Here is a 24,487-nt window from a genome sequence, read left to right on the forward strand (position 1 = left end):
TTTTCCACGTTCAGAACGGAGCTATATAAAGGAACAAATTAAAGAGCAATATGAGCCGAATTAAAATTCTGGCCGTCGTACTGATGATGACGGCGCCGGCGGCATTTGGCCAGAAGGCCACTTCGCCTACGACCGGTTTTCCGCCCAACTATGGAAAGAAAGCGCAAAAAGAAGTGCCCCGCCCGAAGCTTGTGGTGGGGATGGTGGTAGACCAGATGAGATGGGATTTCCTCTACCGTTATTACGACCGTTACACCAACGATGGCTTCAAACGCCTTGTGAACGAAGGCTTTTCCTGCGAAAACACCATGATCCCTTATACGCCGACCATAACCGCATGCGGCCATACCTGCGCCTATACCGGCTCAGTGCCCGCCATTCACGGTATTATCGGCAACAACTGGTATAGCCGCGTGCTGAACCGCAGCGTATATTGCACCGAAGATACCCTGGCCGTGGCCGTTGGCGGCAGCGAGGCCGCAGGCCGCATGAGCCCCCGCAACATGCTTACCACCACCATTACGGACGAATTGCGCCTTGCCACCAATTTCCGCAGCAAAGTGGTGGGCGTGGCCATCAAAGACCGCGGCGCCATCCTGCCCGCAGGCCACAGCGCCAACGCCGCTTATTGGTTCGACGGTACCACGGGCAATTTTATGACCAGCAATTATTACATGACCAGCCTGCCCGCGTGGGCGCAGGCCTTCAACAGGCTGGGCCTGCCGGCAAAATACCTGAGCCAGCCCTGGAATACGCTCTATCCCATTGATACATACAAACAAAGCACTGCAGACGACAAGCCGTACGAAGGCCGCTTCAGGGGGCAGCAGAACTCTGCTTTCCCGCATGAGCTGGCCGGCACTATGGGCAACAGCTTCGGCCTGCTTTCTTCCACCCCCTTCGGCAACACCTTCACCCTGGAATTCGCCAAACAGGCGCTGGAAGGCCATGAGCTGGGCAAAGGCCCCGTTACGGACTTCCTGGCCGTGAGCCTTTCCTCTCCCGACTACGTAGGCCACCAGCATGGCCCCAATTCCATAGAGATAGAAGATACCTACCTCCGGCTCGACAAGGACCTGGGTGAGTTCTTCAAGTACCTGGACAAAAAAATAGGCAAAGGCAACTGGCTGTTTTTCATCACGGCAGACCATGGCGTGGCGCATGTACCGGGCTTCCTCGAAGAGAACAGGCTGCCCAACGGCCTTTGGGACGACGCGGCGATGATGAAATCACTCAATGCCGCAGTTGAAAAAGAATTCGGCTTCAAAAAAGCGATCGTATCCTCATACAACTACCAGTTCACCCTCGATATAGAAGGGCTCGAAAAAGCAGGTAAGCTTGATGCTGTGAAAAAGCTGATCCTGAAAGAATCCCTGAAAACGCCCGGCATCGCTAACGTGGTAGACCTTCACCAGCTTGGTTCCGCAACCTTGCCCGAGCCGCAGAAATTTATGATGACCAACGGCTACAACGCACAGCGCAGCGGCGACATCATGGTGATACTGCAGCCCGGATGGCTGGATGGCGGCAAAACCGGCACCACCCACGGGTTATGGAATCCTTACGATGCGCACATCCCGCTGGTGTGGATGGGCTGGGGCGTAAAACCCGGCAAAACCAACCGCACCACGCATATGACGGACATTGCGCCTACCGTTGCGGCTATGCTGCGCATCCAGATGTCCAGCGGCAATGTGGGCAGCGTGATCGAAGAAGTAACAAAATAAACATTGCACCGCAGCCCGGTCTTTCAGCTAAATAATTGATTCAGAAAAGCCTCTGTTACGACAGAGGCTTTTTGTTTTCAGTATGTTATACATGTGTTATATTCGTTAAAAATAATTCGCTTACATTTGGATCATGCCTGGTATCACGTATCATATTGCAGACAGGATTGCCACCATTACCCTTAACCGCCCGGAGAAAAGGAACGCATTGAACGGAGAAGTGGTAAGGGAGCTGCGCGAAGCGTTTGCCGCCGCTGCGGCGGACGCGGATGTGAAAGTGGTGGTGCTTGCAGGAAATGGAAAAGCCTTTTGCGCCGGGGCGGATCTTGATTATCTCCGGCAATTGCAGGCCAACAATTTCGAAGCCAACCTGGCAGACAGCCGGGAGCTGATGCTGCTGATGCAGGAGATATACAGCATGGAAAAAGTAGTGATCGCCCGGATAGAGGGAGACGCGATTGCAGGCGGCTGCGGCCTGGCTACCATCGCGGATCTGAGCTATGCTGTTCCTGAAGCGCGTTTCGGATACAGCGAAGTAAGGATCGGGTTTGTGCCTGCGCTCGTGAGCGTATTCCTCGTAAGGAAAATAGGAGAGGGCCGCGCCCGCGACCTGTTGCTGACCGGCAGGCTGGTAACCGCTGAAAAAGCGGCGGTCTTTGGCCTGATCAACGAGGTAGTGCCTGCGGACAAGATCGGGGATTATGTACAGCAGGTGGCGCTCAGCCTGTGCAGCGACGCATCCGCCAATTCATTGGATCAAACTAAAAAACTGATAAGCGCCGCGCTGGAAAACCCGCTTACACAAGCGTTGGAATCAGCCGCCCGCATTAACGCGGAAACAAGGCAGCATCCCGACTGCCGGAAGGGCATCGGGGCATTTTTGGATAAGCTAAAGCCAGACTGGTAAAGGGTTTTAACCTTTGGCACAGATTTTTCACTTACACCTATGTATTAACTCAAAGCATATGCTGAAATTGTCTCAATTCTGGGTATTGCTCACCGCCTGTATTACAGGCATGGCAACCCCGCTGCTGGCACAAAGGACCATCTCCGACGCAAGGATCGAATACAAGCTGGAACTTCCGCCCGAGCAGCTGCAGATGGAAGCCATGTTTGCCGGCAGCTCCATGATCCAGTACATCAGGGGGAACCTGAGCCGGATAGACATGAACTTCAACATCGTGAACTACATCTACCTCATCAATGCACAAACGGAAGGTCTTATTACGCTGATGGATAATCATGGCGACAAATACCTGATCCGCACGGACAAAAAATCGTATGAGGAAGACATGAAACGTTTTCAGACCACCACCTTCACCGACCAGTCTGAAACGCGCGAGATAGCCGGTTTCAAATGCCGTAAGGCGATCGGTAAAATGCAGGACGGCAGTACGTTCGACGTGTATTATACTTTAGACATCATCCCGGAGAACCGTTATTACAACCGGCGTTTCCTGAACCTGAAGGGTATTCCCCTGGAATATGAGATCGTGATGAAATCAGGTTCAAAGATGAAAGCGATCGCAACGAAAGTGGATTTGAGCCCGGTGCCGATGTCGGTATTTGATGTGCCGAAAGGTTACCGGGAGATCACCGCTGATGAGTTGAAAAAGATCAGGGGTTAAACGATATTTTCATCATGAAACTGAAGGCCGCAGTATGACACTGTGGCCTTCTTTATTTTTTGATAATCAGTTAGTTATGTTGTTTTTGATTTAAATTTGTAAAGGGAGATAAAATAGTGATTGCGATTGAAATCCTCCTGTATGTTTAATCTTAAAAATTGAAAATTATGGAAGAAAAAACGAAAGAAAAAAACGGTAGCCCGGAAGAAAGACCGTCTCTGCTGTTTCTCTGGTGTAAAAGGATGCTCAAGGCAAAAAAGGAAATAGCCGAGCATCTTGACAATGGAGGTGATTTCGCTGATTTACACGGCCGGTATCCTTTTGTTAAGCCCTTTACAGAGGAGCATTTCAACAGGCGAATAGCGATCAAGTACGGAAAAAGAAATTGATGTCTTAACCTTAAAAACTGGTAGTTTGTTTACCCCGTATCCTCTTAGAAAAACGGAGTCATTTTATTATGAGTTTATCACTGATCACGGAATAAAGTATAGAGTTTATTTTTTGAAAAATGATTCTCTATTTGAAAATGACCCGGTAGTTGGGCAATATATTTACGCCCTCAATATCAACGTGATGTCCGGAAAGACCACGCGAAGCGGCTTTGATCCACGTATTGCCGACACTGTTTTTGAAATAATTACGGATTTTCTGGATGTAAAGCGGAAGGCATTCGTTTACATCTGCGACTCATCTGATTCACGAGAGCTGGCGCGTAAACGCAAGTTCGATCTTTGGTTCGCCAAATACAGCAAGGATTTGTTTGCGAAATGTGAATATGAAATGGTCTTCGGGGAGGAAAAAATTCACAGCGCTATGATTGTGCCACTGGATAATAAAATTTGGCCCAACTATATGGTCGTCTATCACCAGCTAACCCGCAAGATGGAGGGAAGCAAGGAGGGAGAAAAAGAAGGCGCAGAGACAAGCTGACAATTTCACACCAAAACAAAAAAGGCTGCCAACCGGCAGCCTTTCTCATAAAAATCTCTTTCAAATTCAACCTAACCTTTCCGGAACGGTAATCTCACCTGCAGGTGATGATATTGCATGTCCACCTGCGGGGCAGGAGACTGTACCTTTACGGAATAAGGAAGGATATAGGTAACATTGCCCTTCCTGTAAGTCATTACCGACTTTACGCTCACGGCATTGTCAGAGCTCAGTTTAAAAGTATTGTTCAGAAAACCATTTGCCTTAAATCCTGCATCAAGGCTCAAATTGGTCTTCGGCATGGCGGTAAGCCGGTATTTGACCTCGGTTTTCTTGCCCAGTTTGTCTTCATTGCTGTCCAAATTACCGCCCAGGTCACTGGCATGTACACGGAGCGCCACTGTTGAAAGTGCCACCACCATGAGACAACTCAGTGATAATGATTGGATTATGTAATTTAGCTTGTTCATCTTACTGCAAATATACGAAAAAATTATCTATCATAACGGAATCTTAATGCAAGATAGCCAGTTATCTTAAAAAAATGTTAAAAACTACATAAGCGGTAAGTGCTCCGGTGTTTGGTGACAGCATCAAAATCCCATATATTTACATTAATGAATCACGATTTCCCATCATTTAACGAGTTTAACGAGGATTTTGAAGATTTGAGGGACCTGCTTCAGCAATTTGAAAATCTAAAGGAAGGACGCTCCCACGCCTTTCTGGACGAGGATTCTTTTGAACAGATCATCGATTATTACGATGAGCACGATGAGCTCAACAACGCCCTCCAGGCCGTGGAAATAGCCATCGAGCAATTCCCCTTCTCCTCGGCACTTCTCCTTAAAAAATCCGCTTTACTGATCGAAACCAAAAAATACCGTGAAGCCCTTGCGCTGCTCGAAAAAGCCGCCTTGCTGGACAGTAACGATATTAACCTCTATATCCTCAAAACAGACGTGTACCTGGCCATGAACCAGCACGAAAAAGCCGCCGCCCTCCTCGAAGAACAGATCGGGGTGTTCGACGGCGAAGACCGTACAGACCTGCTGCTGGAGCTGGCGGACGTGTACGACGACTGGGAGGAATTCGAAAAAGTGTTCGACTGCCTGAAACTCCTGCTGGAATACGATCCCAACAACGAGGAAGCCCTTCACAAGATCTGCTTCTGGACCGAATTTACCGGCCGCAACGAGGAAAGTATCCGGCTGCATACCAATATCATCAACGAGCACCCCTACAATCAGCTCGCCTGGTTCAACCTGGGAACGGCCTACCAGGGCCTCAAGCTCTACGAAAAAGCCATAGATGCTTACCAGTACGCTGTCGTGATCGACGAAAAGTTCGATTACGCCTACCGCAATATGGGAGACGCCTATATCCACCTGCGCAAATACAACGAAGCCATCGAAGTGCTCCAGAAACACCTGGAGATCGCCAAGCCGGAAGACGTCATTTATGAAGCCATTGGCCATTGCTACGAAAAAATGCGCAAGTTCACCCAGGCCCGTTACTACTACCGCAAGGCATCGCACCTCAGCCCGCACGACGACAAGCTGTACCTGAAGATCGCCAAAGCCTACATGACGGAAGAAAGCTGGGAAAACGCCATCAAGTCCCTCCAGTCCGCCCTGCGCATCAACAAACACAGCGCGGAATATAATATCACCCTCGGCCAGTGTTACCTGCAGCTGGGCATGGATAAAGAAGCCCTTGTGCAGTTCCTCAGCGCCGTACGCCTCAGGCCCAACAGCGCCCAGGCCTGGAAAGAGTTCATCCGGGGCCTTTACGCCGCCGGCCATGTGGAAGAGGCCCTTACCCAGCTGGAAGCTGCGGAGGCCAAAATCGGCCGGAAACCGGTGTTCCTGTTCTACAAGGCCGCCATCCTGCTGGCGATCGGCAAAACCAAGGAAGGACTGCTGCAACTGGAAACCGCCCTGCAACTGCATCCCAGGCAGGTTAAAAAAATGGTCGAGCTGGACCCCTCCATTTTGCAGCATACCGCGGTGGTAGAGCTTATTGCAAGGTACAGGCGTAAGCGTTAAGTCATTTTTTGCTCCTCCTATCGGTTTACTTCTTATTTTTGCGGCGGTTTTTTAATTTGGGGCACCAAATGAAAACCGGAAAAAACCAATCAATACAGGTAGGCATAGCTTTGTATATAAGTTGGTAGGAAATGACCATTAAGAAGAATAAAATCGTGAAAAATGAATTTTAATCTGACGCAAATTCCTGAAAGAACCAGCAAGCCCCGTAGCCACGGCCTGACCATGGTGATGGACAAAGGGCTGAGTGTTGAAGAAGCGAAGAACTTTTTATCTGCGGCAGCGCCGCATGTAGACATCGTTAAGCTGGGATTCGGAACGTCGTTCGTAACGCCTAACCTGCGCACAAAGATCGAACTGTACCAGGCAGCCAACATTCCCGTTTATTTCGGCGGAACCCTTTTCGAGGCGTTCCTCATCCGGAACCAGTTTGATGAATACGTAAAAGTGATCAAAGACTATGGTATTTCCATGATGGAAGTATCGGACGGATCCATCACTATACCGCACGCTGAAAAATGCGGCTACATCGAAAAACTGACCCAGCACGGGATCGTGCTGAGCGAAGTGGGTTCCAAAGATGCGGAGCACATCATTCCTCCCTACAAATGGATCGAACTGATGCGCGCGGAGCTTGAAGCCGGCGCCACTTACGTAATTGCAGAAGCCCGCGAAGGAGGCAACGTTGGCATCTACCGCGGTTCCGGTGAAGTACGCGAAGGGCTGGTACAGGAAATCCTGACCCAGATACCCTCCGAAAAGATCATCTGGGAAGCGCCCCAAAAAGACCAGCAACTGTATTTCCTGGAGCTGGTAGGCTGCAACGCTAACCTCGGCAACCTCGCACCGCATGAAGTGATTCCCCTGGAAGCCATGCGTGTAGGGCTTCGTGGAGATACCTTCCACCTTTTCCTCGACAAAGAATAATTCATTATACAGGATTGCCGGCTCCCGGCAATCCTTTCATTTTGTAATCAGATCCAACGTGCGTTTATTCGGCCTCATTGGTTTCCCGCTCTCTCATTCCTTCAGCAAAGGTTTTTTTGCGGAGAAATTCCGTCTTGAAGGCATCGAAGGCTGCGTTTACGAGAACTTTCCCATTCCTTCCATCGAAGAGTTTCCCGGCTTATGGTCACAATATACAGAGCTGGAAGGCCTCAACGTGACCATTCCCTACAAACAGGCCGTGATCCCTTACCTGGACGAACTGAGCGATGCCGCGAAAGCCATCGGTGCGGTGAACTGCATCCGTAAAAGGAACGGTAAACTCACCGGCAATAACACGGACGTGACCGGCTTCAGCCGCTCCCTGCAGCCGCTGCTGCAACCCCATCATACCAAAGCGCTCATACTGGGAACAGGGGGCGCGGCCAAAGCGGTGAAATATTCGCTTGGGCAGCTCGGCATTGGATACACGGAAGTGAGCCGCAGCGGCCCGGTGCCTTACGAAGCGCTGGATGAGGCTATCATGCGGGAACATACGCTCATCGTGAACACCACGCCGCTGGGCATGTATCCCAACGAGATCGATGCGCCGCCCATTCCATACGAGTTCGCCGGTGCGCAGCATCTTTTCTACGACCTGATCTATAACCCCGCCGAAACGCAGTTTATGAAATATGGCGCCGCACAGGGCGCCGCGGTGAAGAACGGCCACGAAATGCTGGTGTTGCAGGCCGAGGCGAGCTGGGAGATATGGAATGCGTAAGCATCATTTCCCGGACTTTATCATATAATACATACAGGTCGTAAAGAAATTCCGCACGAACGGGATTCCCTTCATCCAGCCAAATTGTTCCCTGGGCTTGAGTTTGAACTTGTATTTATAAATAGGGTTGATCAGGTAATATTTCTTCTGCGTGATCTCATACCCGGTTTCTTTCGCGATCTTCTCGAACCTTTCAATAGAAATGCCTGTATCCACCAGTTCCATCAATTCCTGGATGGTGCCTTCGCTTTCGCCGGCCGCTTTCAGCAGGCCACGGTAAAGCGGGCGCGGTAACAGGTGAATGTAAGGCAGGAAGCTGAGCACCTTGCTCTGGCAGATCTGCTGGTGGCCGCCGTGCGGCATATACCAGGGCGGGAAGCCGAAATACACCTGCCCGTGAGGGCTGAGCAGCTGTTTCAGGTAGGAGATGAGCTTATGCTGGTCCGGAATATGCTCAATGGCATCTTTGAGGATAATAATATCAAAGGCATGCTGAAACTCGCCGAAGAAATCGACGTCATAGATATTTTTAGCGATCAGGCGCAGCTGGCCGTTGTCCACATAATTCCCAAGAAAACCTTTCGCCAGCTCGATTCGTTCGGGCCAGAGGTCTACCCCCACGCAAGCGCAGCCCTGTTCAAGAAACGGGGTAAGCACGCCGCCTTCGCCGCAGCCGATCTCCATCACGCGGAGGCCCCGCAGCTCCGGGAACTCCCGGGCAATGAAGGGGAGCACATAATTCCTTGAATTCTCTACCTGCTGCTGGTAGCGCAGGGTGGCGTCTGTATGTTGCGGTAATGACATGCGTTGTTACTAAAATTCCGTGAAAATAGAATTTTTTTTCAAGTGTCACTATCCGGAACGCCGCATTTCACCGAAAGATACCATTCATGGCCGGTAAGCGCCTCCGTTACAAAATCCGCCTGCATCGTTTGCATTCCTTATTTTTGGAATGGTTTTAGCCCATCAACAACATGCTGAGAACGATTTTCCTTTTATTACTGACGTTTCCCGCCGCCGCGCAGCAAAAGCAGGTGGCGTACATCACCGCCACGTATGATTCCGGCTCGGTAGCCGAACTGTACAGCACCACGCCCATCGGGCTGGAGGTGACGTATGCGGATAGCAGCAAACGCAGAACAGCCGGGCTTTTGAAAGGAGATATCCGCTGGAGCCAGGTGAAGGTGGAATCGCCTTCCGGCGAGGTTAATAATGGCGTGCTCCGCTTCAACCGCAACGCCATCCGCCCGGACAATTACCGCATGCGCCTGCTGGTGACGCTGGCAGAGCAGCCCGGCAAACAGCATGACGTATACCTACAGCTGCCGTACCTTACTGCCATCCGTTTCCATCATTATGCAGACAGCCTGAAGCGGGGCATTCATTTCTACCTGAACGTGGAAGGCATTTACAACAGCGGCCGCATTTACCCGCTGGACACATCCCGCGTGCGGCTGTTTGCCGATAAGGGGAAAATAATAGGGCAGGACCTGCTGATACCGCAGGAAGACAGCATCACGCGCCGCATTGCCGTGAAAGCAGTGTACCGCGGCAATGCAGACATCAACGCCGCGTCCGAAATCCCCGTAAAACAGCTGCCGGACGATGAATCGCTGATCATCCAGGATGCGCGGGACCTTTACAAAAAACCTTCAAAGAAGAAAAAAAGCAACAACCGCTGAAAAACGGCCCTGGAATATTTGCAAATTACTTCGCATTGAATTACCTTTGCAACGGCAAGTCTTATACGACCAGCTCCTGCTGAACTCCCCCAGGACAGGAATGTAGCAAGGGTAGGCGGTTGTAGCGGTGCGATATAAGTAACTTGCCATTTTTTTTTCCCTTTATGGCAGTTTTGCTCTCCTTATAATTTCCGAAATTAGTTTGTTGGTTTGTTTGAAATTGCCCGGAATATTTCGGAGAAGGGCGCCCATGATCTTTATAAAAACAACAAGCATAAAATCATTTCAATATGAAATTCTTTATTGATACAGCAAACCTGGCGCAGATCCAGGAGGCGCACGACCTGGGTATTCTTGACGGGGTTACCACCAACCCTTCCCTGATGGCGAAAGAAGGGATCAAAGGCGAAGCGGCTGTTCTGAAACATTACGAAACCATCTGCGAAATGGTGGAAGGCGATGTGAGCGCGGAAGTGCTGTCTACCGACTTCAACTCCATCGTGGAAGAAGGTAAGAAACTGGCCGCCATTCACCCGAACATCGTGGTGAAAGTGCCGATGATCAAAGACGGTGTGAAGGCCATCAAATGGTTCACCGAAAACGGCATCCGTACCAACTGTACACTCGTATTTTCCGCCGGTCAGGCCATTCTGGCTGCCAAAGCCGGCGCTGCATATGTATCTCCTTTCATCGGCCGTATAGACGACGCCAACTGGGACGGCGTTGAGCTGATTGCCCAGATCGCGCAGATCTACAGCATCCAGGGCTTCAAAACCGAGATCCTGGCCGCTTCCATCCGCAATGCCCTGCACATCGTGAAATGTGCCGAAGTAGGCGCGGATGTTTGCACCTGCCCCCTGGATTCTATCCTGGGCCTGCTGAAGCACCCGCTGACAGACATCGGCCTGGCGAAGTTCCTGGAAGATGCAAAGAAGATGTAATCCTGAGCATTTAATTTTTCATGTATAAAGGGTCCGTTCCACCGAACGGACCCTTTTTTATACCCTCCGCTTTCATATCCTTTCGCTGCTTAAAAAGATAGCATCCCGCCTGGTGCGGCCTTTAGCAGCTTTCTCCGAATGTTAATCCCTGCATTTCTCCCCTTCCACGAATTTTTTTTTACTTTTAATTTATTACTAGTATCTTACTACCTCGTAAACCAAGGTACCACGTTTAACTATACTTAAATCACATTAAATAGCCAGAACACTTTCGATGGAAGCAAAATTCATTATGGCCCTGGACCAGGGAACCACCAGCTCCCGCGCCATTATCTTCGACCGGGCGGGAAACATTGTAGCTGTAGCGCAGAAAGAATTTAACCAGATTTATCCCCAGCCGGGATGGGTGGAGCATGACCCTAACGAGATATGGTCCACACAGGCAGGAGTAGCCGCGGAAGTGATCGTAAAAGCCGGCACCACCGGCGACCAGATCGCGGCCATGGGCATTACCAACCAGCGCGAAACCACTATCGTGTGGGACCGTGCCACCGGCAAGCCGCTCTACAATGCCATCGTTTGGCAGGACCGCCGTACCGCGGCCTATTGCGACGAGCTGAGGGCTAAAGGGCATGCGGACGATATCCGTTCCAAAACCGGCCTGATCGTGGACGCCTATTTTTCCGGCACTAAAGTGAAATGGATCCTCGACAACGTGGAAGGCGCCCGCAAAAAGGCGGAAGCCGGCGAGCTGGCCTTCGGAACCGTGGATTCGTGGCTGATCTGGAATTTCACCAAAGGAAAACTGCATGTCACCGACGTGAGCAATGCCTCCCGCACCATGCTGTATAATATTCATAAACAGGAATGGGACAACAGCCTGCTGGAGCTGATGGATATCCCGGCCTCCATGCTGCCGGAGGTTCGCGCCTCCAGCGAGGTGTACGGCCATACCGAAGCCACGCTCACGCCGTTCGAGATACCCATTGCAGGCATCGCCGGCGACCAGCAGGCGGCGCTTTTCGGGCAAATGTGCATCGAGCCCGGCATGGTAAAGAACACTTATGGTACCGGTTGCTTCATGATGCTGAACACCGGCGAAAAAGCCATCACTTCCAAAAACAACCTGCTGACCACCATTGCATGGCGCATCGGTAACACAACGCATTATGCGCTGGAAGGCAGCATCTTTATCGGCGGCGCCGTAGTGCAGTGGCTGCGCGACGGCCTGGGCATCATCCGCCATTCCGCCGATGTGGAGCCGCTGGCCGCACAGGTAGCGGATACGGACGGAGTATACCTCGTGCCAGCATTCGCCGGTCTTGGAGCGCCCCACTGGAACCCATACGCCCGCGGTACCATCGTGGGCATGACGCGCGGTACCAAAGACGCGCATATTGCGCGCGCCGCGCTGGACAGCATCGCATACCAGACCATGGACGTGCTGAAAGCCATGGAAGCGGACGCCGGGATGAATATCCAGGAGCTGCGGGTAGACGGCGGGGCTACCGCCAACAACCTGCTGATGCAGTTCCAGGCAGACATACTGGAAACCCAGGTGGTTCGGCCCAAAGTGACCGAAACCACGGCCCTCGGCGCTGCGTACCTGGCAGGGCTGGCTACCGGCTTCTGGGACAGTGTGGACACTATCCGTAAGCAATGGCAGGAAGACGCAAGGTTCACACCTGCGATGCCTGATGAAAAAAGAACCTCGCTCACCAAAAACTGGGAGCGTGCCGTGAAGGCTGCCAAAGTATGGGCTGAACAATAATCCTTTAAAAGTAAATACTGACCAACTATGTCAATTTTCCTGGCAGAACTTATTGGAACCGCCCTGCTGATCATACTGGGCGACGGTGTGGTGGCCAACTGTGTGCTCAACAAAAGCAAGGGGCAGAACGGCGGCTGGATCGTGATCACCATGGGCTGGGCCATGGCCGTTTTTGTAGGCGTATTTGCCGTGGGGGCCTATAGCGGCGCCCACCTGAATTCCGCGGTGACCCTCGCGCTGGCGGTTACAGGGGCTGTTCCCTGGGACCAGGTGCCCGTGTACATAGCCGCCCAGATGCTGGGCGCTTTCCTGGGCGCCTGCATCGTATACGCCAGTTATAAGCAGCATTTCGACGTAACGGACGATGCGAACGGCAAGCTGGCCGTTTTCTGCACCGCTCCCGCCATCCGCAGCACCATACCAAACCTGGTAACGGAGATTGTGGGGACTTTTGTACTCATTTTCGGGGTGTTTTACATCGCGAAAGGAGATGTAGGCCTGGGCGCGGTGGATGCGCTGCCGGTTGCGTTACTGGTATTGGCTATCGGTTTATCGCTTGGCGGCCCTACCGGTTATGCCATTAACCCTGCCCGCGACCTGGGGCCGCGTATCGCTCACGCCATCCTGCCCATCAAAGGTAAGCGCGACAGCGACTGGGGTTATGCCTGGATTCCCATTGCAGGGCCGGTTATCGGCGCTTTGCTGGCAGCTGCGCTGCATATGGCATTGAAATAAAATATTACAATTGGCAATATGCCCTGGGCGCTCTTTTAGAGCGCCCTTTTTTTATTTAACGAAGCTTTATTTTCAAATCTTTCATTTTTTACTGAAAGTATTGTACTTTTGAGAAATATTTCCGATGGTATGGCATTTGTGGCCAGGATGTTGTACTATCCTAAAACACACAAGTCATGATACAACCGAACATTCCGGACACAGACCTTCCCCGGGTCGTAATCGTTGGCGGCGGATTTGCTGGCATTAACCTTGCGAAGTCCCTGAGAGGGGCTCCCTTGCAGGTAGTGCTGCTGGACAGGAACAACTATCACCTTTTTCAGCCCCTTTTGTACCAGGTAGCCACGGCAGGCCTGGAGCCGGATAGCATTGCATTTCCGCTCAGGGGCATTTTCAAACGCCAGAAGAACTTCGTTTTCCGCATGGCGGAAGTAAAGAACATCAACCGGGAGCAGAACACGCTGGAAACCAATATCGGAGATATCCGGTATAACTACCTCGTGCTTGCAACCGGCAGCAATACCAACTTTTTCGGCAATAAGCTGATCGAAGAGCACGCCATTGGCATGAAATCGCTGATCGAAGCGGTGCAGATCAGGAACTACGTGCTGAAACAATTCGAAGAATCGCTCCTGCTGAAGAATGAAGCGGATATCCGCCCTAAGCTCAATTTCGTGATGGTAGGTGGCGGGCCCACGGGAGTGGAGCTGGCGGGCGCTTTCGCGGAGCTGCGCAAGTACGTTCTTCCTAAAGATTACCCCGAACTGCCGCTTCACCTGATGAACATCTACCTGGTGGAAGCCGGTCCGCGTGTGCTGGCCGGCATGTCTGAAGCAACCAGCCGTAAAACGCTGGCCAGCCTGGAACATATCGGGGTGAAAGTGTTGCTTAATATTGCTGTGAAGGATTACGACGGCCAAAAGTTGCTGCTGAGCAACGGCGATGTGATAGAAACCCAGTCCTTGTTATGGTCTGCCGGCGTGAAAGGCATGGCACTCCCCGGTTTGCCGGAAGATTCCCTGTTGCCCAACGGCCGCGTGAACGTGAACGATGTGAACCTGGTGAACGGCGCGGCCAATATTTATGCGATAGGAGACATTGCGCAGATGCTGAACGATGAACGTTTCCCGAAAGGTTATCCCATGGTGGCGCAGGTGGCCATGCAGCAGGGCCGGAACCTGGGCAAAAACCTGAAAGCCGGCCTGGAAAACAGGAGCCTGAAACCCTTCAAATACAAGGATCTCGGTAGCCTGGCTACGATCGGCCGCAACAGGGCAGTTGCCGAACTCCCGGGCATCCGCCTCAGCGGCTATATTGCATGGATAGTCTGGATGGTGGTGCACCTGATGAGTTTATTAGGTTTCCGCAATAAGCTGGTGGTGTTCATCAACTGGAGTTACCGTTACCTCACTTACGACCGGGGCACCCGCATCATCATCAAACGCGGCGCGGCCAACATTGTGAAGCTGCGGCAAAGCGTTTATGCGATAGACCCGTTAACTCCTTAGCTCTCCTGAAACGTGTTGAAACAGGAACTGCATGCGTAAGTGCATGCAGTTCTCAAAAATATTTGCAGGAAATTTTATTGCCTGTTACCGCATCCTGTTGATGAGCGAGTTCAGCCGCAACTGCCCCACCAGCTCGTCGTGGCGGCCGCCGAGGGCTTTATAGTATACGAGCACGGTATAAGCATTCTCCGTTTCCCACCAGTTGCCTTCCGTCAGTTCGGTGCTGAATTGATTGTTGGCCTTGTCTACCAGGCCGTACACATAATTGTAATATCCCTGTTTCAGGAATAAAGCGCCTTCATAGGCCTGCTTTTCACCGTTCCAGGTCATCTTATTCAGGTCGCTCAGCTCGTAATCGGTGAACTGGCCGAAGATGTACATATCATAGCCCGCAAAGGGTTCTTTCGTGGGGAATGAAAAATCCACCCGTGCATAGTCACCCTCAAAATTCGGATCATAATCTTCTATGGTAGCGGGATAGAACATGCCGTTGATGTCTTTGAGGAACTGGTACACCTGGTTGTCGCGCGAGAAATCGGGCATTACATGCACATCAGTGCCGTTGCGCCGGTAGTCCGTTTTTGCGACTCTTTCCGTTTGCAGGCGGAAGCTGCGGAGGTCCACCCACCGCCATTCTTTCATGGCGGGGAAGATGCAGTCCTGCTCCGCATTGTATTCTATCACATCGCCTTTAATGAACATGGGTTTGATGCCGGTGATGGCATTATCCCAGCGGAAGTTCTGCATGATCACCACCTTCAGCTGGTCGAAGGGGTTCTGGATGTTGAGCCCTTTGGTGTTCACCTGCACGTTCAGTTTCTGGCTGTTCCTGAAAAGTTTGGGATTGGTGGGCTGGGATATCCAGCCGGTAACGCCGGCCCTGTTATTGATCACCATCAGCCTGCGGGTGAAGGCGAGACGGGTGGTATCCCCGTCCAGGTAAACTTTCAGGATATAATTGCCGGCCCTGGTAGGCTGGCAGCTCTGGTTGGGGATGCTTACTTTATAGTGCACGTATTTTTGCAGGGCGATGCTGGAAAAGCGGTAGTCCCTGATCTGGTTCTCCGAAAAGCCGCGCAGGTATTCGATGGTATTGAGCTGGGCGGGCGTCCAGTCTGCATTGCAGAGCACCAGCGTATAATAATAGGTCCGCACTTCGTTGATCATGTCATCAAAATGCAGCTCAAGCGTTTCGCCGCTGTTCAGCGCAATAATGGGGAGCCCCAGGTAGTCTCCGGGCGGGGTGAACTTGACCGTTCTGATGTTCTGGTGATAAATATGATCCGGGGTTATTTTGTTTTCCTGGGCCTTTACGCCGGAAAAAACGAACATCGTCATAACGGTGAAGCATACAAGTGCAACTGTCCTCATAAGTGTAATTTACAATGAATTTCTAAATTGTTAAATTGCATCATGCGCGTATCCATGTTTATTGCAGGAAGGATTGCCTTCAACCGGTTTTCGTCCTTTACCAAGTTCATCATCAATATCGCCATGATCGCCACCGCTTTCAGCGTGGCGGTTATGATACTCGCTACCGCAATGATCAACGGCTTCCAGCAGGTGATCTCAGAAAAGATCTTCAGCTTCTGGGGCCACATGCACGTTACCCAGTACCAGATGAACGCCGGCCCGCTGGCAGAACAGGTGCCGTTCCCGCAGGATTCCTCCTTCCGCAGGCAAATGCTGGCCCTGCCGGACGTGACCGCCGTCAATGAATTTGCCACCAAATCGGTGATCGTCAAAAAAGGCCGGGAAACGGAAGGGATGATCTTTAAAGGCATCAGCCCCGGCGCAAAGCTGGAATTTCTCCAGGAAGGCCGCCCCATCCGGTTTACAGACAGCGGCTACGCTCCTGAAGTGATCATATCCGCCAATACTGCGGCGCTTTTGCAGCTGAGGCTGAACGATGCCGTGATCGTATATTTCGTGCGGGGCGACGGGTTGCCGCCGCGCGCCCGTAAGCTCAGCGTTTGCGGTATCTACAAGACCGGCATCGAGGAATATGATAAAACCTACCTGGTGGGGGATATCAACCTCATCCGCCGGCTGAACGACTGGGCCCCGGACGACATCGGTGGCTACGAGATATTCCTGAAAGATTACCGGCGTATAGACAGCGCCCGCAGCGGCATCGGGGAGCTGCTGCCCAATGAGCTGGCCCTTCGCAGCATGCAGGAAGTGTACCCCAATATCTTCGACTGGCTGGGCCTTCAGAATAAAAACGAGATCATTATCCTGGTCATTATGGTGATCGTGGCGGTGATCAACATGATCACGGCTATCCTGATACTGATACTGGAGCGCACCAATATGGTGGGCATCCTGAAAGCCCTGGGCATGCGCAACGGGGCCATCCAGGGGATATTCATCTACCAGGCGGCCTACATCACGCTGGCCGGCGTCATTATCGGGAATGTGCTGGGTATCGGGCTGGCGCTGCTGCAGCAGTACACCGGCTTTCTGAAGCTGCCGGAGGAATCCTATTACATGTCCGTGGCGCCCATCGCGATCCAGTGGTGGAAAGTGGCGCTGATCAACGGGGGCACCCTGCTGATATGCGTGCTGATACTGATCATACCGAGCCTGCTGATCCGGAACATCCTGCCGGTGAAGGCGATCCAGTTTAAATAAGCAGCCTGCCGCAGATTATACCGGCGGCCACGGCAGCGTTCAAAGATTCAGCCTGGCCTGTGCGGGGGATGGTAATGTGATGGCTGCTCCGTTTCAGCGTTTCCTCGCTAAGGCCGCGGGATTCGTTGCCGATAAGGATGATGCCTTCGCGGATGGTTTTGGTGTGAACGATATTGTCGCCATGAAGGGTGGCGGCATAGGAAGGGATCTCCGGATATTTGTCCAGCAGCTCCGCGATGCCGTGAACGATCACGGGTATACGCATAATGCTGCCCATAGTGGCCTGGATGGTTTTGGCGTTGTAGGCGTCCGCGCTGTCCGGGGAGCAAACGATCTGCCGGATACCAAACCAGTCGGCTATACGAATAATGGTGCCCATATTACCCGGGTCCTGGATGGTTTCGAGGGCGAGGGTGATACCGCCTTCGGGCTGAAGGGCAGGGGCTTTGGGAATGTTTACCAGGGCGAGGGCGCGGTTGGGGGTGGAAAGGGAAGAAAGTTGCTTGAGCACGGTCTCGTCCACTTCCTGTATATCAACGGCGGCGGCACTTTCAGCCAGCTCCCGGTGATCCAGCAGCCAGTCGCGCGTGGCGTACACGGCCTTTACATCCCGGTGGTCATGCAGCAGCTCCTGCACGATCTTGTCTCCCTCAGCCACAAACTGGCCAAATTTTTGACGGTATTTTTTGTGCTGTAATGAGACAATATATTTAATTTGCGCCTTTGATAACATGGGGTCAAACCTACAAGAATTCCGGCATTCAGCCAACAACCCCTGTGTTCCGGCGCTGACGCATACCCGTTAATTCAATGAACAAGTGAAGAAAAAGACATACCCATCATACTTGAATGTGCCGGGAGCGGTAGTGTTGCTGATGGTATGCCTGTTGCTGAGCGCCTGTTCCAACACCCGCTACCTTCAGAAGGACCAGAGCCTGCTGACCAAAACCGGGGTGGAGATCACGGGGAAGCTGCCTTCCACTGAAAAAACAGACCTGAAGAACGATCTCAATTCCCGTTCGCTGATGCTGCAGCAGCCTAACCAGAAAGTGCTGGGCACCCGCCTGAAAGTATGGCTCTACAATCAAAAGAACTACGAGAAAAAAAGCAACTGGTTCTGGAACCTCGCGCTCAGCGAGCGTAACCTCCAGGCGCCGGTGATATATGATTCGCTCAAAACGAAGGAGTCGGTGGACCGGATGGTTTCCTACCTCAACAACCAGGGTTATTTCTACGCTACCGTCGGGTATAAAGAACAGGTCAAAGGGCAGAAAGCTTCCGTTACCTACGAGGTGAACACGGGTAAGAATTTCGTGATCAAAAAGATCACCTACGATATTCCCGATACCGCGATCGCGCGCGTGGTAAAGGAGGGTGAACGGTTTTCGCTGCTGCATGTGAATGCGCCCTATAAAGCGTCTGACCTGAGCAGCGAGCGCGAACGCCTCATGCGCCTGATCCGCGACGCGGGCTATTACAAATTCAACCGCGACCTTATCAATTTTACGGTAGACACGCTGAATAAATCCCTTTTCGTGGATCCGCTGAACCCTTTCGAGGTAATGCCTTCCGTGCTGAGCGCCGATCAGAAGCCCACGCTGGATGTGGAAGTGACGATCAAGAACCCGGAAGATTCCGCCAATGACCTTACCAAGCTGTTCTACATCAACAAGATCTATGTGTTCCCGGACATCCTTTTGCAGGAAAGCGTGAACGATTCCACGTTCAGCACCACCAACAGCCGCTTCCTGACCATCAAATACCACCAGAACATCATCCGGCCGCGGGTGCTGACGCGCGCTATACAACTCCGGCCCAACGCCCGTTATTCCACCGAGGAATATAATAACACGGTGAACCGCCTGTTCGACCTCAACATCTGGCAATTTGTGAATGTGCAGTATAGAGATGTGAAAGACACCGTGCAGAAGCTGGACGCCTACATCCAGCTGACGCCCCGCAAAAAGCAGGAACTGAGCGCGAACATAGACCTGACCACCGGCAGCCAGTACTTCCTGGGCAGCAGCGTGTCGCTGGGTTACCGCCACTTCAACCTCAACCGCGCGGCGAACGAGCTGCACATCACGCTGAACGGCGGCCTTGAAGTGATCAGGAATGAAGAGAACAAATTTGAAATGCAGGCGCAGGAATACGGCATCAATGCGGATCTTGTTTTCCCGCGGTTCATCCTGCCTTTCCGTGTGCGGCAGAATAACCGGTCCACTTCAAAAACGAGGCTCTCGGCGGGTTTCAACAACCTGCGCCGTATCGATAAGTTCAATATCCGCACTGTGAATGCGGCCTGGGGTTATGAGTGGAGGGAATCCATTTACAAAAGCTGGAACCTGAAACCTTTTGTCCTGAATTACGTAGGCGTATCGCTGAACCCGACCTTCAAGTCGGAGGTGGTGGACCAGAACCCTTACCTGCAGCGCAGCTTCGAGCCCGCGTTTATCGGGGGCGAAGCCGTTACCTATACTTTCAGCAACAACGATCTTTTCCATAAAAAGCAGAATACATTTTTCAGGGCGACCGTGGAAGAATCTGGCCTGTGGCTGGAAGGCGTGAACAGTTTGGTGAACGGCGTAACCGGCGGCAGGGAAAACCTGGAAACGCTTGCGAAAGTGACCATCTCCCAGTTTGTAAGGCTGGAAACCGATTACCGCCATTACTGGAACTACCCGAAGTCTGCCGTGGCTACGCGCGCCTACGCCGGCGTGGGTATTCCTTACGGCAAGAGCGATGTACTGCCTTATGTGCGCCAATTCACCGCAGGCGGGCCCAACAGCATCAGGGCATGGCGGTTGCGCACCCTGGGCCCCGGCTCTTTCGTGGACACTACGGAAACCGCTCAGCTGTTCCCCGACCAGACGGGCGACATGAAGCTGGAAGGCAACGTGGAGTACCGCTTCGACCTGCTGCGGCTCTTCGGTGGCAGCATGTACCTGAAGGGCGCTACCTTCCTGGACCTCGGCAATATCTGGATGCTGAAGAAAGATACCCTGCGCGCGGGCGCAGAATTCCAGTTCAAGAACCTGTACAGGCAAATGGCGATCGGCACCGGTGCGGGCCTGCGCCTCGATTTCAGTTATTTCGTGATCAGGCTGGACTGGGGCATACCGCTGAAAAAACCATATCCCACACAGAATAAAAGCGGCTGGTACATCGGCGAATGGATGCTGGGCGATAGCCGCTGGCGCCGCGATAATATTATCTGGAATATTGCGATCGGCTATCCTTTCTGAGGATCGGCCTGTTCCTGCGCTTTCTTATACCGTTCAATAAATTCATTTACATCCATGGCGTCTTCCAGCCTGAACTCCCCGATGCGGGTACGGCAGAGGCTGCTCAGGTATGCGCCACAGCCAACGGCCGCGCCGAAATCGTGTGCGAGTGAACGGATGTAGGTGCCTGTGCTGCATTGCACCCTGAAATGCACCACCGGCAATTCCACCGCTGTGATCTCGAATGCATGTATCACGATGGAACGCGGTTCCACTTTCACTTCCACGCCTTTGCGTGCCAGGTGGTAGATAGGTTTGCCGTTCTGCTTGATGGCGGAATGGATGGGCGGCAGCTGCTGGAGCGGGCCGGTGAACTGGCTGGCGATGGCCTGGAGCGCGGCTTTGTCCAGCTGGGGCACGGGCTGGTGGTCCTGCGGTTCGGACTCGAGGTCGTAAGTGGGGGTAACAGCGCCGAGGGTAAAGGTGCCGGTGTATTCTTTTTCCTGCGCCTGGTATTCATTGATCTTTTTGGTCATTTTACCGGTGCAGCATATGAGGAGGCCGGTGGCCAGCGGGTCCAGCGTGCCGGCGTGGCCTATTTTGGCTTTGGTGGTGTTGCGGATCTTGCGCACCACGTCGAAGGAGGTCCATGTTAAAGGCTTGTTGATCAGCAGCACGGCGCCTTCCTGGAAATTTTGTGTTTCGGGCATTTTGCAAAGATAATGTGTATTTGCACGGCAGCGAAAATTTGGCTGAAGTGTGCGACGCAGCGGCGGCTGAGAAGAGGCCTCAAAGCCGGCTTCATCATTTCCTTTCCGCAGGAATGATCACATTATCTGAAAGCCTGTAAAGTTTCGTCGTATTCTTCCATCAGGCGGGCAACGATATCTTCCACAGACCCGATGTCGTTCACCAGTTCCACGCTTTGGCCGGCGCTCCACAGCTGGTGGTAGTTGTTGGGTTTTACGGCTTTTTCCAGGAGCTTCATGCCTTTCATCTGCACCATCATCTTGAAATACTTGCGGGTGCGCGGGTTGCGGCCCAGCCATTTTTCCCAGCCGGTCTGCTTGTAACCCATCTTTTGCGCGGCGGGGGTGTTGATGATGTTGCAGGGCGTGCCGGAGAGGCGTTCCGTGAGCACGATGTCTTCCATGCCGTGCTCCAGGATGGCCTGTTTGTAATCCTCGCTCACGCTGGCTTCGCGGCTGGCTATGAAGCGGGTGCCGACGCTGACGGCGTCTGCCCCCAGTACCATGGCGCTGGCCATTTGCCGGCCGGTGGCGATGCCGCCCGCGGCTATCACGGGTATTTCAGGGAAGGCGTTCCTGAGCGCGGGCACCAGCACATGCATGGGGTAGGGGCCGGCATGGCCGCCCGCGCCCGCGCACACCGCGATGAAAGCGTCCGCCCCGTTCCGGGCGGCCTTTTCGGCGTGCTCCAGGTTGGTCACGTCGCAGATCACTTTGGCGCCGTAGCTGTGCGCGGCTTCGGTCACGTCGCGCGGGTTGCCGAGGGAGGTGATATAAAAGGGGACCTGTGCCGCCACGCAGGCGTCCAGGTGTTTTTTATAGAGCGGATTCGTTTTTTGCACAATGATGTTCACGCCGTAGGTACCCTGCGGGTGCTGTGCCTTTGTTTCGTTGAGCCTTTCCAGCAGGGCGGCCAGCTCGCCTTCCTTACGGTAGTTGAGGGAAGGGAAAGTGCCTGCAATACCGCTGCGGATGGCTGCTTTCATCATGGGCTCGTTGCTCACGAGGAACATCGGTGCCATAATGAGCGGGTATTTCATGCCCAGGCTCTGCGTGATGGATGGATTCATGCTGTTATTTAATGGCTTTCGCGCGTTTTCAATTGCCGGGCAACGTATTTGCCCAGGATGTCGAATTCAAGGTTCACGGTATCGCCGGGCCGCAGGTACTGGATATTGGTGTGCTGGAAAGTGTACGGGATAATGGCAACGGTGAAGGCATCGTTGCTGATATTGAACACGGTGAGGCTGATGCCGTTGAGGCAGATGGAGCCTTTTTCCACTATCAGCGGCGCAAACTCAGGCTGGAAGCGGATGCGGTACAACCAGCTGCCGTCCTGCTCCGTAACGGACTCGCAGATGCCGGTGCCGTCTACATGGCCCTGCACAATGTGCCCGTCTATCCGGCTGTTGAACACCATGGCCCTTTCCAGGTTCACGGCCTGGCCGGGTTGCAGCTTGCCGAGATTGGATTTCTGAAGGGTTTCGGTAACCGCCACTGTTTTATACCGCTGCTCTTCCACCGCGGTAACGGTGAGGCAAACGCCGTTGTGAGACACGCTTTGATCTATCTTTAATTCCTGTGCCAGGGGGGAGTGGATGGTGAGCTCCAGGTTGCCGCCGTGCTGAACGGCCCCGGCAACGGTCCCCATTGTTTCGATGATTCCTGTAAACATAATCATCAAAGTTACTGACGAATTGGGTAATTTTGCGCTCCGGCAACAGCAGGAAACACGGAGAGGGGGTGGCGGAAGAAATTTTGACCGGAAAAAGGGAGAAATTTTGCAAATAAAAGAGGATTACTTATCTTTGCCGTCCGTAAAAAACTTAAAGGAGATTTATGTTAATTATCGATTCCAAAGATTGCGAAAACATTGACAAAGCGCTCAAAAAGTACAAGAAGAAATTTGAGAAAGCGAAAATTTTGCTGCAACTGAGAGAGCGTCAGTCATTTACGAAGCCGTCTATCCGTCGCCGCACCCAGGTGCTGAAAGCTGTTTACAAGCAGCAGGTGGCTACCGGCAAGTATGACGTATAGTAAACGAGCCAGTATTTAAATTCTAATACACAAAATTGATGATTGTAAGGTTTTCGATAACTTTACAGTCATCAATTTTTTTGTGTTGGATATGAATGAACTTCCACCGCTTGTACAGGGATTCCTGGCTTACCTTGAGCTGGAGAAGCGGTATTCGCCGCATACAGTGCAATCCTACGGGCTGGACCTCTTCCAGTTCTTCCGTTATCTTTCCGAACAATACGGTGAGCTGCCGTTGACCCGGCTCACGCATTTCCATATACAATCCTGGCTGGCCATGGGGCTGGAGCCGAAGCGGCCTTCCGGCAAAAAGAAGCAGGCCGAGCCTGTAACGCCCGCTACTATCCGGCGGAAGATGTCTGCCCTGAAATCCTTTTTCAAATACGCCATACGCAAAGGCGAGCTGACGCAAAGCCCGATGGCGAAAGTGGTGAGCCCGAAGATGCGGGGCCGCCTGCCCATGTTCGTGGATGAAAAGGCCATGCAGCAGGTGGAGGAGAACCATGCGGACGGAGAGCAATTGTTCGGCGACGATTTTGACGGCGCCACGCAGCGGCTGATACTGGCTTTGCTGTACCAGAGCGGCATCCGCCGGGCGGAGCTGATCGGGCTTACGCACCGGAGCATGGACCTGAGCAACAGCCAGATGAAAGTGCTGGGGAAAGGCAACAAGGAGCGCATTATACCGCTCAGCCGGCCGTTGATCGCAATGATAAGGGAATACGGGGAAAGGCGGCGGAAAGAGGTGGGCGATGCGGGAACGGAGCAGCTGCTGGTAAGGGCCAGCGGCAAAGCGGTGACGAAGGCGTTTGTGTACAGTACGGTGCGGAAGGCGCTGGACAAGGTAACGACCATTTCGAAACGCAGCCCGCACATCCTGCGGCATACGTTCGCCACGCATCTGATGAACAACGGGGCGGATATCAATGCGGTGAAGGAATTGCTGGGGCATGCGAGCCTGGCGAGCACGCAGGTTTACACTCACAATACGATCGAAAAGTTGAAGAAAGTGCATAAGCAGGCGCATCCCAAGGCTTAGCTGGGGAATATCAAGTGTTTTATTGATAAAAAAGTGTACCGCGGCTGACGGAGGTCAGCGGGGGCGGTTGAAATATTGGCTAGCATTGCATTATTGTGATTTTAACAAAATTTTTCGGGGCAAAGT

Annotated in this window: 24 protein-coding genes and 1 other RNA gene; 18 read left to right on the forward strand and 7 right to left on the reverse strand. The window is 52.7% G+C overall.

Features of this window, described 5'->3' with window-relative positions; translation table 11 throughout:
- Positions 1-50: 50 nt before the first annotated feature.
- From pafA to ACTJIK_RS11310, 5 genes are all read left to right on the forward strand, one after another.
- Positions 51-1,727: an alkaline phosphatase PafA gene (pafA, locus tag ACTJIK_RS11290; RefSeq protein WP_440646465.1), complete on the forward strand. Its 1,677-nt coding sequence runs from the start codon at positions 51-53 to the stop codon at positions 1,725-1,727.
- Positions 1,728-1,860: 133 nt separating this feature from the next.
- Complete coding sequence (locus ACTJIK_RS11295; protein ID WP_440646466.1) at positions 1,861-2,634, forward strand: enoyl-CoA hydratase/isomerase family protein; 774 nt, start codon at positions 1,861-1,863, stop codon at positions 2,632-2,634.
- Between the two features lie 58 nt (positions 2,635-2,692).
- Positions 2,693-3,355, forward strand: a complete 663-nt coding sequence (locus ACTJIK_RS11300) for a hypothetical protein (protein WP_440646467.1) — start codon at positions 2,693-2,695, stop codon at positions 3,353-3,355.
- A 167-nt stretch (positions 3,356-3,522) separates the two neighbouring features.
- The gene (locus ACTJIK_RS11305) at positions 3,523-3,744 is read left to right on the forward strand and encodes a hypothetical protein (protein ID WP_440646468.1); all 222 of its coding nucleotides are present in this window, start codon (positions 3,523-3,525) and stop codon (positions 3,742-3,744) included.
- A gap of 112 nt (positions 3,745-3,856) precedes the next feature.
- Entirely contained in the window at positions 3,857-4,285 is a 429-nt protein-coding gene (locus tag ACTJIK_RS11310) for a DUF6169 family protein (protein WP_440646469.1), read from the forward strand.
- A gap of 71 nt (positions 4,286-4,356) precedes the next feature.
- Here the strand turns inward: ACTJIK_RS11310 and ACTJIK_RS11315 are convergent, their stop codons facing one another.
- Complete coding sequence (locus ACTJIK_RS11315; RefSeq protein ID WP_440646470.1) at positions 4,357-4,707, reverse strand: hypothetical protein; 351 nt, start codon at positions 4,705-4,707, stop codon at positions 4,357-4,359.
- A 195-nt stretch (positions 4,708-4,902) separates the two neighbouring features.
- Here ACTJIK_RS11315 and ACTJIK_RS11320 point away from each other — a divergent pair, with 195 nt between their 5' ends.
- The 3 genes from ACTJIK_RS11320 (at position 4,903) to ACTJIK_RS11330 (ending at position 8,041) form a co-directional block, all read left to right on the forward strand.
- Entirely contained in the window at positions 4,903-6,333 is a 1,431-nt protein-coding gene (locus ACTJIK_RS11320; RefSeq protein WP_440646471.1) for a tetratricopeptide repeat protein, read from the forward strand.
- A 162-nt stretch (positions 6,334-6,495) separates the two neighbouring features.
- Positions 6,496-7,260: a phosphosulfolactate synthase gene (locus ACTJIK_RS11325; RefSeq protein WP_440646472.1), complete on the forward strand. Its 765-nt coding sequence runs from the start codon at positions 6,496-6,498 to the stop codon at positions 7,258-7,260.
- 58 nt (positions 7,261-7,318) lie between these two features.
- Positions 7,319-8,041, forward strand: coding sequence for a shikimate dehydrogenase family protein (locus tag ACTJIK_RS11330; RefSeq protein ID WP_440646473.1), 723 nt, complete (start codon positions 7,319-7,321; stop codon positions 8,039-8,041).
- A 3-nt stretch (positions 8,042-8,044) separates the two neighbouring features.
- On the opposite strand, the gene ACTJIK_RS11335 is transcribed toward ACTJIK_RS11330, so the two are convergent.
- Complete coding sequence (locus ACTJIK_RS11335; RefSeq protein ID WP_440646474.1) at positions 8,045-8,845, reverse strand: class I SAM-dependent methyltransferase; 801 nt, start codon at positions 8,843-8,845, stop codon at positions 8,045-8,047.
- A gap of 170 nt (positions 8,846-9,015) precedes the next feature.
- Between ACTJIK_RS11335 and ACTJIK_RS11340 the strand changes: the two genes are divergently transcribed.
- The 6 genes from ACTJIK_RS11340 to ACTJIK_RS11365 all read left to right on the forward strand — a co-directional run bounded on the left by ACTJIK_RS11340 (position 9,016) and on the right by ACTJIK_RS11365 (position 14,678).
- Positions 9,016-9,723 carry a hypothetical protein gene (locus ACTJIK_RS11340; protein WP_440646475.1) on the forward strand — a complete coding sequence of 236 codons (708 nt, stop codon included), beginning with the start codon at positions 9,016-9,018 and terminating at the stop codon, positions 9,721-9,723.
- A gap of 52 nt (positions 9,724-9,775) precedes the next feature.
- Positions 9,776-9,875, forward strand: an RNA gene (gene ffs, locus ACTJIK_RS11345) — signal recognition particle sRNA small type.
- 138 nt (positions 9,876-10,013) lie between these two features.
- Positions 10,014-10,664: a fructose-6-phosphate aldolase gene (gene fsa, locus ACTJIK_RS11350; protein WP_440646476.1), complete on the forward strand. Its 651-nt coding sequence runs from the start codon at positions 10,014-10,016 to the stop codon at positions 10,662-10,664.
- Positions 10,665-10,938: 274 nt separating this feature from the next.
- Positions 10,939-12,435 (forward strand): glycerol kinase GlpK, encoded by a 1,497-nt coding sequence (glpK, locus tag ACTJIK_RS11355; protein WP_440646477.1) that lies wholly within the window; start codon positions 10,939-10,941, stop codon positions 12,433-12,435.
- Positions 12,436-12,462: 27 nt separating this feature from the next.
- The gene (locus ACTJIK_RS11360) at positions 12,463-13,170 is read left to right on the forward strand and encodes an MIP/aquaporin family protein (RefSeq protein WP_440646478.1); all 708 of its coding nucleotides are present in this window, start codon (positions 12,463-12,465) and stop codon (positions 13,168-13,170) included.
- 176 nt (positions 13,171-13,346) lie between these two features.
- The gene (locus ACTJIK_RS11365; protein WP_440646479.1) at positions 13,347-14,678 is read left to right on the forward strand and encodes an NAD(P)/FAD-dependent oxidoreductase; all 1,332 of its coding nucleotides are present in this window, start codon (positions 13,347-13,349) and stop codon (positions 14,676-14,678) included.
- 84 nt (positions 14,679-14,762) lie between these two features.
- Here the strand turns inward: ACTJIK_RS11365 and ACTJIK_RS11370 are convergent, their stop codons facing one another.
- On the reverse strand, positions 14,763-16,049 hold the full coding sequence (locus ACTJIK_RS11370; RefSeq protein ID WP_440646480.1) for a DUF5103 domain-containing protein: 1,287 nt from the start codon (positions 16,047-16,049) through the stop codon (positions 14,763-14,765).
- Positions 16,050-16,091: 42 nt separating this feature from the next.
- On the opposite strand from ACTJIK_RS11370, the gene ACTJIK_RS11375 reads away from it, so the two are divergent.
- Positions 16,092-17,312 (forward strand): ABC transporter permease, encoded by a 1,221-nt coding sequence (locus ACTJIK_RS11375; protein ID WP_440646481.1) that lies wholly within the window; start codon positions 16,092-16,094, stop codon positions 17,310-17,312.
- Here ACTJIK_RS11375 and ACTJIK_RS11380 read toward each other — a convergent pair.
- Positions 17,305-18,045: a TrmH family RNA methyltransferase gene (locus ACTJIK_RS11380; protein ID WP_440646482.1), complete on the reverse strand. Its 741-nt coding sequence runs from the start codon at positions 18,043-18,045 to the stop codon at positions 17,305-17,307. The genes ACTJIK_RS11375 and ACTJIK_RS11380 overlap by 8 nt on opposite strands.
- Before the next feature lie 85 nt (positions 18,046-18,130).
- Between ACTJIK_RS11380 and tamL the strand changes: the two genes are divergently transcribed.
- Entirely contained in the window at positions 18,131-20,557 is a 2,427-nt protein-coding gene (gene tamL, locus ACTJIK_RS11385) for a translocation and assembly module lipoprotein TamL (RefSeq protein ID WP_440646483.1), read from the forward strand.
- On the opposite strand, the gene truB is transcribed toward tamL, so the two are convergent.
- From truB to ACTJIK_RS11400, 3 genes are all read right to left on the reverse strand, one after another.
- Positions 20,545-21,246 (reverse strand): tRNA pseudouridine(55) synthase TruB, encoded by a 702-nt coding sequence (gene truB / locus ACTJIK_RS11390; protein ID WP_440646484.1) that lies wholly within the window; start codon positions 21,244-21,246, stop codon positions 20,545-20,547. The genes tamL and truB overlap by 13 nt on opposite strands.
- 122 nt (positions 21,247-21,368) lie before the next feature.
- Positions 21,369-22,355 (reverse strand): NAD(P)H-dependent flavin oxidoreductase, encoded by a 987-nt coding sequence (locus ACTJIK_RS11395; RefSeq protein ID WP_440646485.1) that lies wholly within the window; start codon positions 22,353-22,355, stop codon positions 21,369-21,371.
- 8 nt (positions 22,356-22,363) lie between these two features.
- The gene (locus ACTJIK_RS11400; RefSeq protein WP_440646486.1) at positions 22,364-22,960 is read right to left on the reverse strand and encodes a riboflavin synthase; all 597 of its coding nucleotides are present in this window, start codon (positions 22,958-22,960) and stop codon (positions 22,364-22,366) included.
- A gap of 164 nt (positions 22,961-23,124) precedes the next feature.
- Between ACTJIK_RS11400 and rpsU the strand changes: the two genes are divergently transcribed.
- Together rpsU and ACTJIK_RS11410 are read left to right on the forward strand one after the other, a co-directional pair.
- On the forward strand, positions 23,125-23,322 hold the full coding sequence (rpsU, locus tag ACTJIK_RS11405) for a 30S ribosomal protein S21 (RefSeq protein ID WP_120516847.1): 198 nt from the start codon (positions 23,125-23,127) through the stop codon (positions 23,320-23,322).
- Between the two features lie 91 nt (positions 23,323-23,413).
- A complete protein-coding gene (locus tag ACTJIK_RS11410) occupies positions 23,414-24,361 on the forward strand; it encodes a tyrosine-type recombinase/integrase (RefSeq protein ID WP_440646487.1) in 948 nt (315 codons plus the stop codon).
- The last annotated feature ends 126 nt before the right edge of the window (positions 24,362-24,487 follow it).

Origin of the sequence: Chitinophaga sp. 22620, from assembly GCF_052044405.1 — a bacterium.
Taxonomy (GTDB): domain Bacteria; phylum Bacteroidota; class Bacteroidia; order Chitinophagales; family Chitinophagaceae; genus Chitinophaga.

Bases quoted from the DNA above. Each gene is read 5' to 3' on its own strand.
- ACTJIK_RS11370 (WP_440646480.1), bottom strand. From the start codon at position 16,049: ATGAGGACAGTTGCACTTGTATGCTTCACCGTTATGACGATGTTCGTT.
- ACTJIK_RS11320 (WP_440646471.1), top strand. From the start codon at position 4,903: ATGAATCACGATTTCCCATCATTTAACGAGTTTAACGAGGATTTTGAA.
- glpK (WP_440646477.1), top strand. From the start codon at position 10,939: ATGGAAGCAAAATTCATTATGGCCCTGGACCAGGGAACCACCAGCTCC.
- rpsU (WP_120516847.1), top strand. From the start codon at position 23,125: ATGTTAATTATCGATTCCAAAGATTGCGAAAACATTGACAAAGCGCTC.
- ACTJIK_RS11400 (WP_440646486.1), bottom strand. From the start codon at position 22,960: ATGTTTACAGGAATCATCGAAACAATGGGGACCGTTGCCGGGGCCGTT.
- ACTJIK_RS11365 (WP_440646479.1), top strand. From the start codon at position 13,347: ATGATACAACCGAACATTCCGGACACAGACCTTCCCCGGGTCGTAATC.
- ACTJIK_RS11325 (WP_440646472.1), top strand. From the start codon at position 6,496: ATGAATTTTAATCTGACGCAAATTCCTGAAAGAACCAGCAAGCCCCGT.
- ACTJIK_RS11410 (WP_440646487.1), top strand. From the start codon at position 23,414: ATGAATGAACTTCCACCGCTTGTACAGGGATTCCTGGCTTACCTTGAG.
- ACTJIK_RS11340 (WP_440646475.1), top strand. From the start codon at position 9,016: ATGCTGAGAACGATTTTCCTTTTATTACTGACGTTTCCCGCCGCCGCG.
- truB (WP_440646484.1), bottom strand. From the start codon at position 21,246: ATGCCCGAAACACAAAATTTCCAGGAAGGCGCCGTGCTGCTGATCAAC.
- ACTJIK_RS11315 (WP_440646470.1), bottom strand. From the start codon at position 4,707: ATGGTGGTGGCACTTTCAACAGTGGCGCTCCGTGTACATGCCAGTGAC.
- ACTJIK_RS11305 (WP_440646468.1), top strand. From the start codon at position 3,523: ATGGAAGAAAAAACGAAAGAAAAAAACGGTAGCCCGGAAGAAAGACCG.
- pafA (WP_440646465.1), top strand. From the start codon at position 51: ATGAGCCGAATTAAAATTCTGGCCGTCGTACTGATGATGACGGCGCCG.
- ACTJIK_RS11335 (WP_440646474.1), bottom strand. From the start codon at position 8,845: ATGTCATTACCGCAACATACAGACGCCACCCTGCGCTACCAGCAGCAG.
- ACTJIK_RS11360 (WP_440646478.1), top strand. From the start codon at position 12,463: ATGTCAATTTTCCTGGCAGAACTTATTGGAACCGCCCTGCTGATCATA.
- fsa (WP_440646476.1), top strand. From the start codon at position 10,014: ATGAAATTCTTTATTGATACAGCAAACCTGGCGCAGATCCAGGAGGCG.
- ACTJIK_RS11300 (WP_440646467.1), top strand. From the start codon at position 2,693: ATGCTGAAATTGTCTCAATTCTGGGTATTGCTCACCGCCTGTATTACA.
- ACTJIK_RS11295 (WP_440646466.1), top strand. From the start codon at position 1,861: ATGCCTGGTATCACGTATCATATTGCAGACAGGATTGCCACCATTACC.
- ACTJIK_RS11375 (WP_440646481.1), top strand. From the start codon at position 16,092: ATGCGCGTATCCATGTTTATTGCAGGAAGGATTGCCTTCAACCGGTTT.
- ACTJIK_RS11395 (WP_440646485.1), bottom strand. From the start codon at position 22,355: ATGAATCCATCCATCACGCAGAGCCTGGGCATGAAATACCCGCTCATT.
- ACTJIK_RS11380 (WP_440646482.1), bottom strand. From the start codon at position 18,045: ATGTTATCAAAGGCGCAAATTAAATATATTGTCTCATTACAGCACAAA.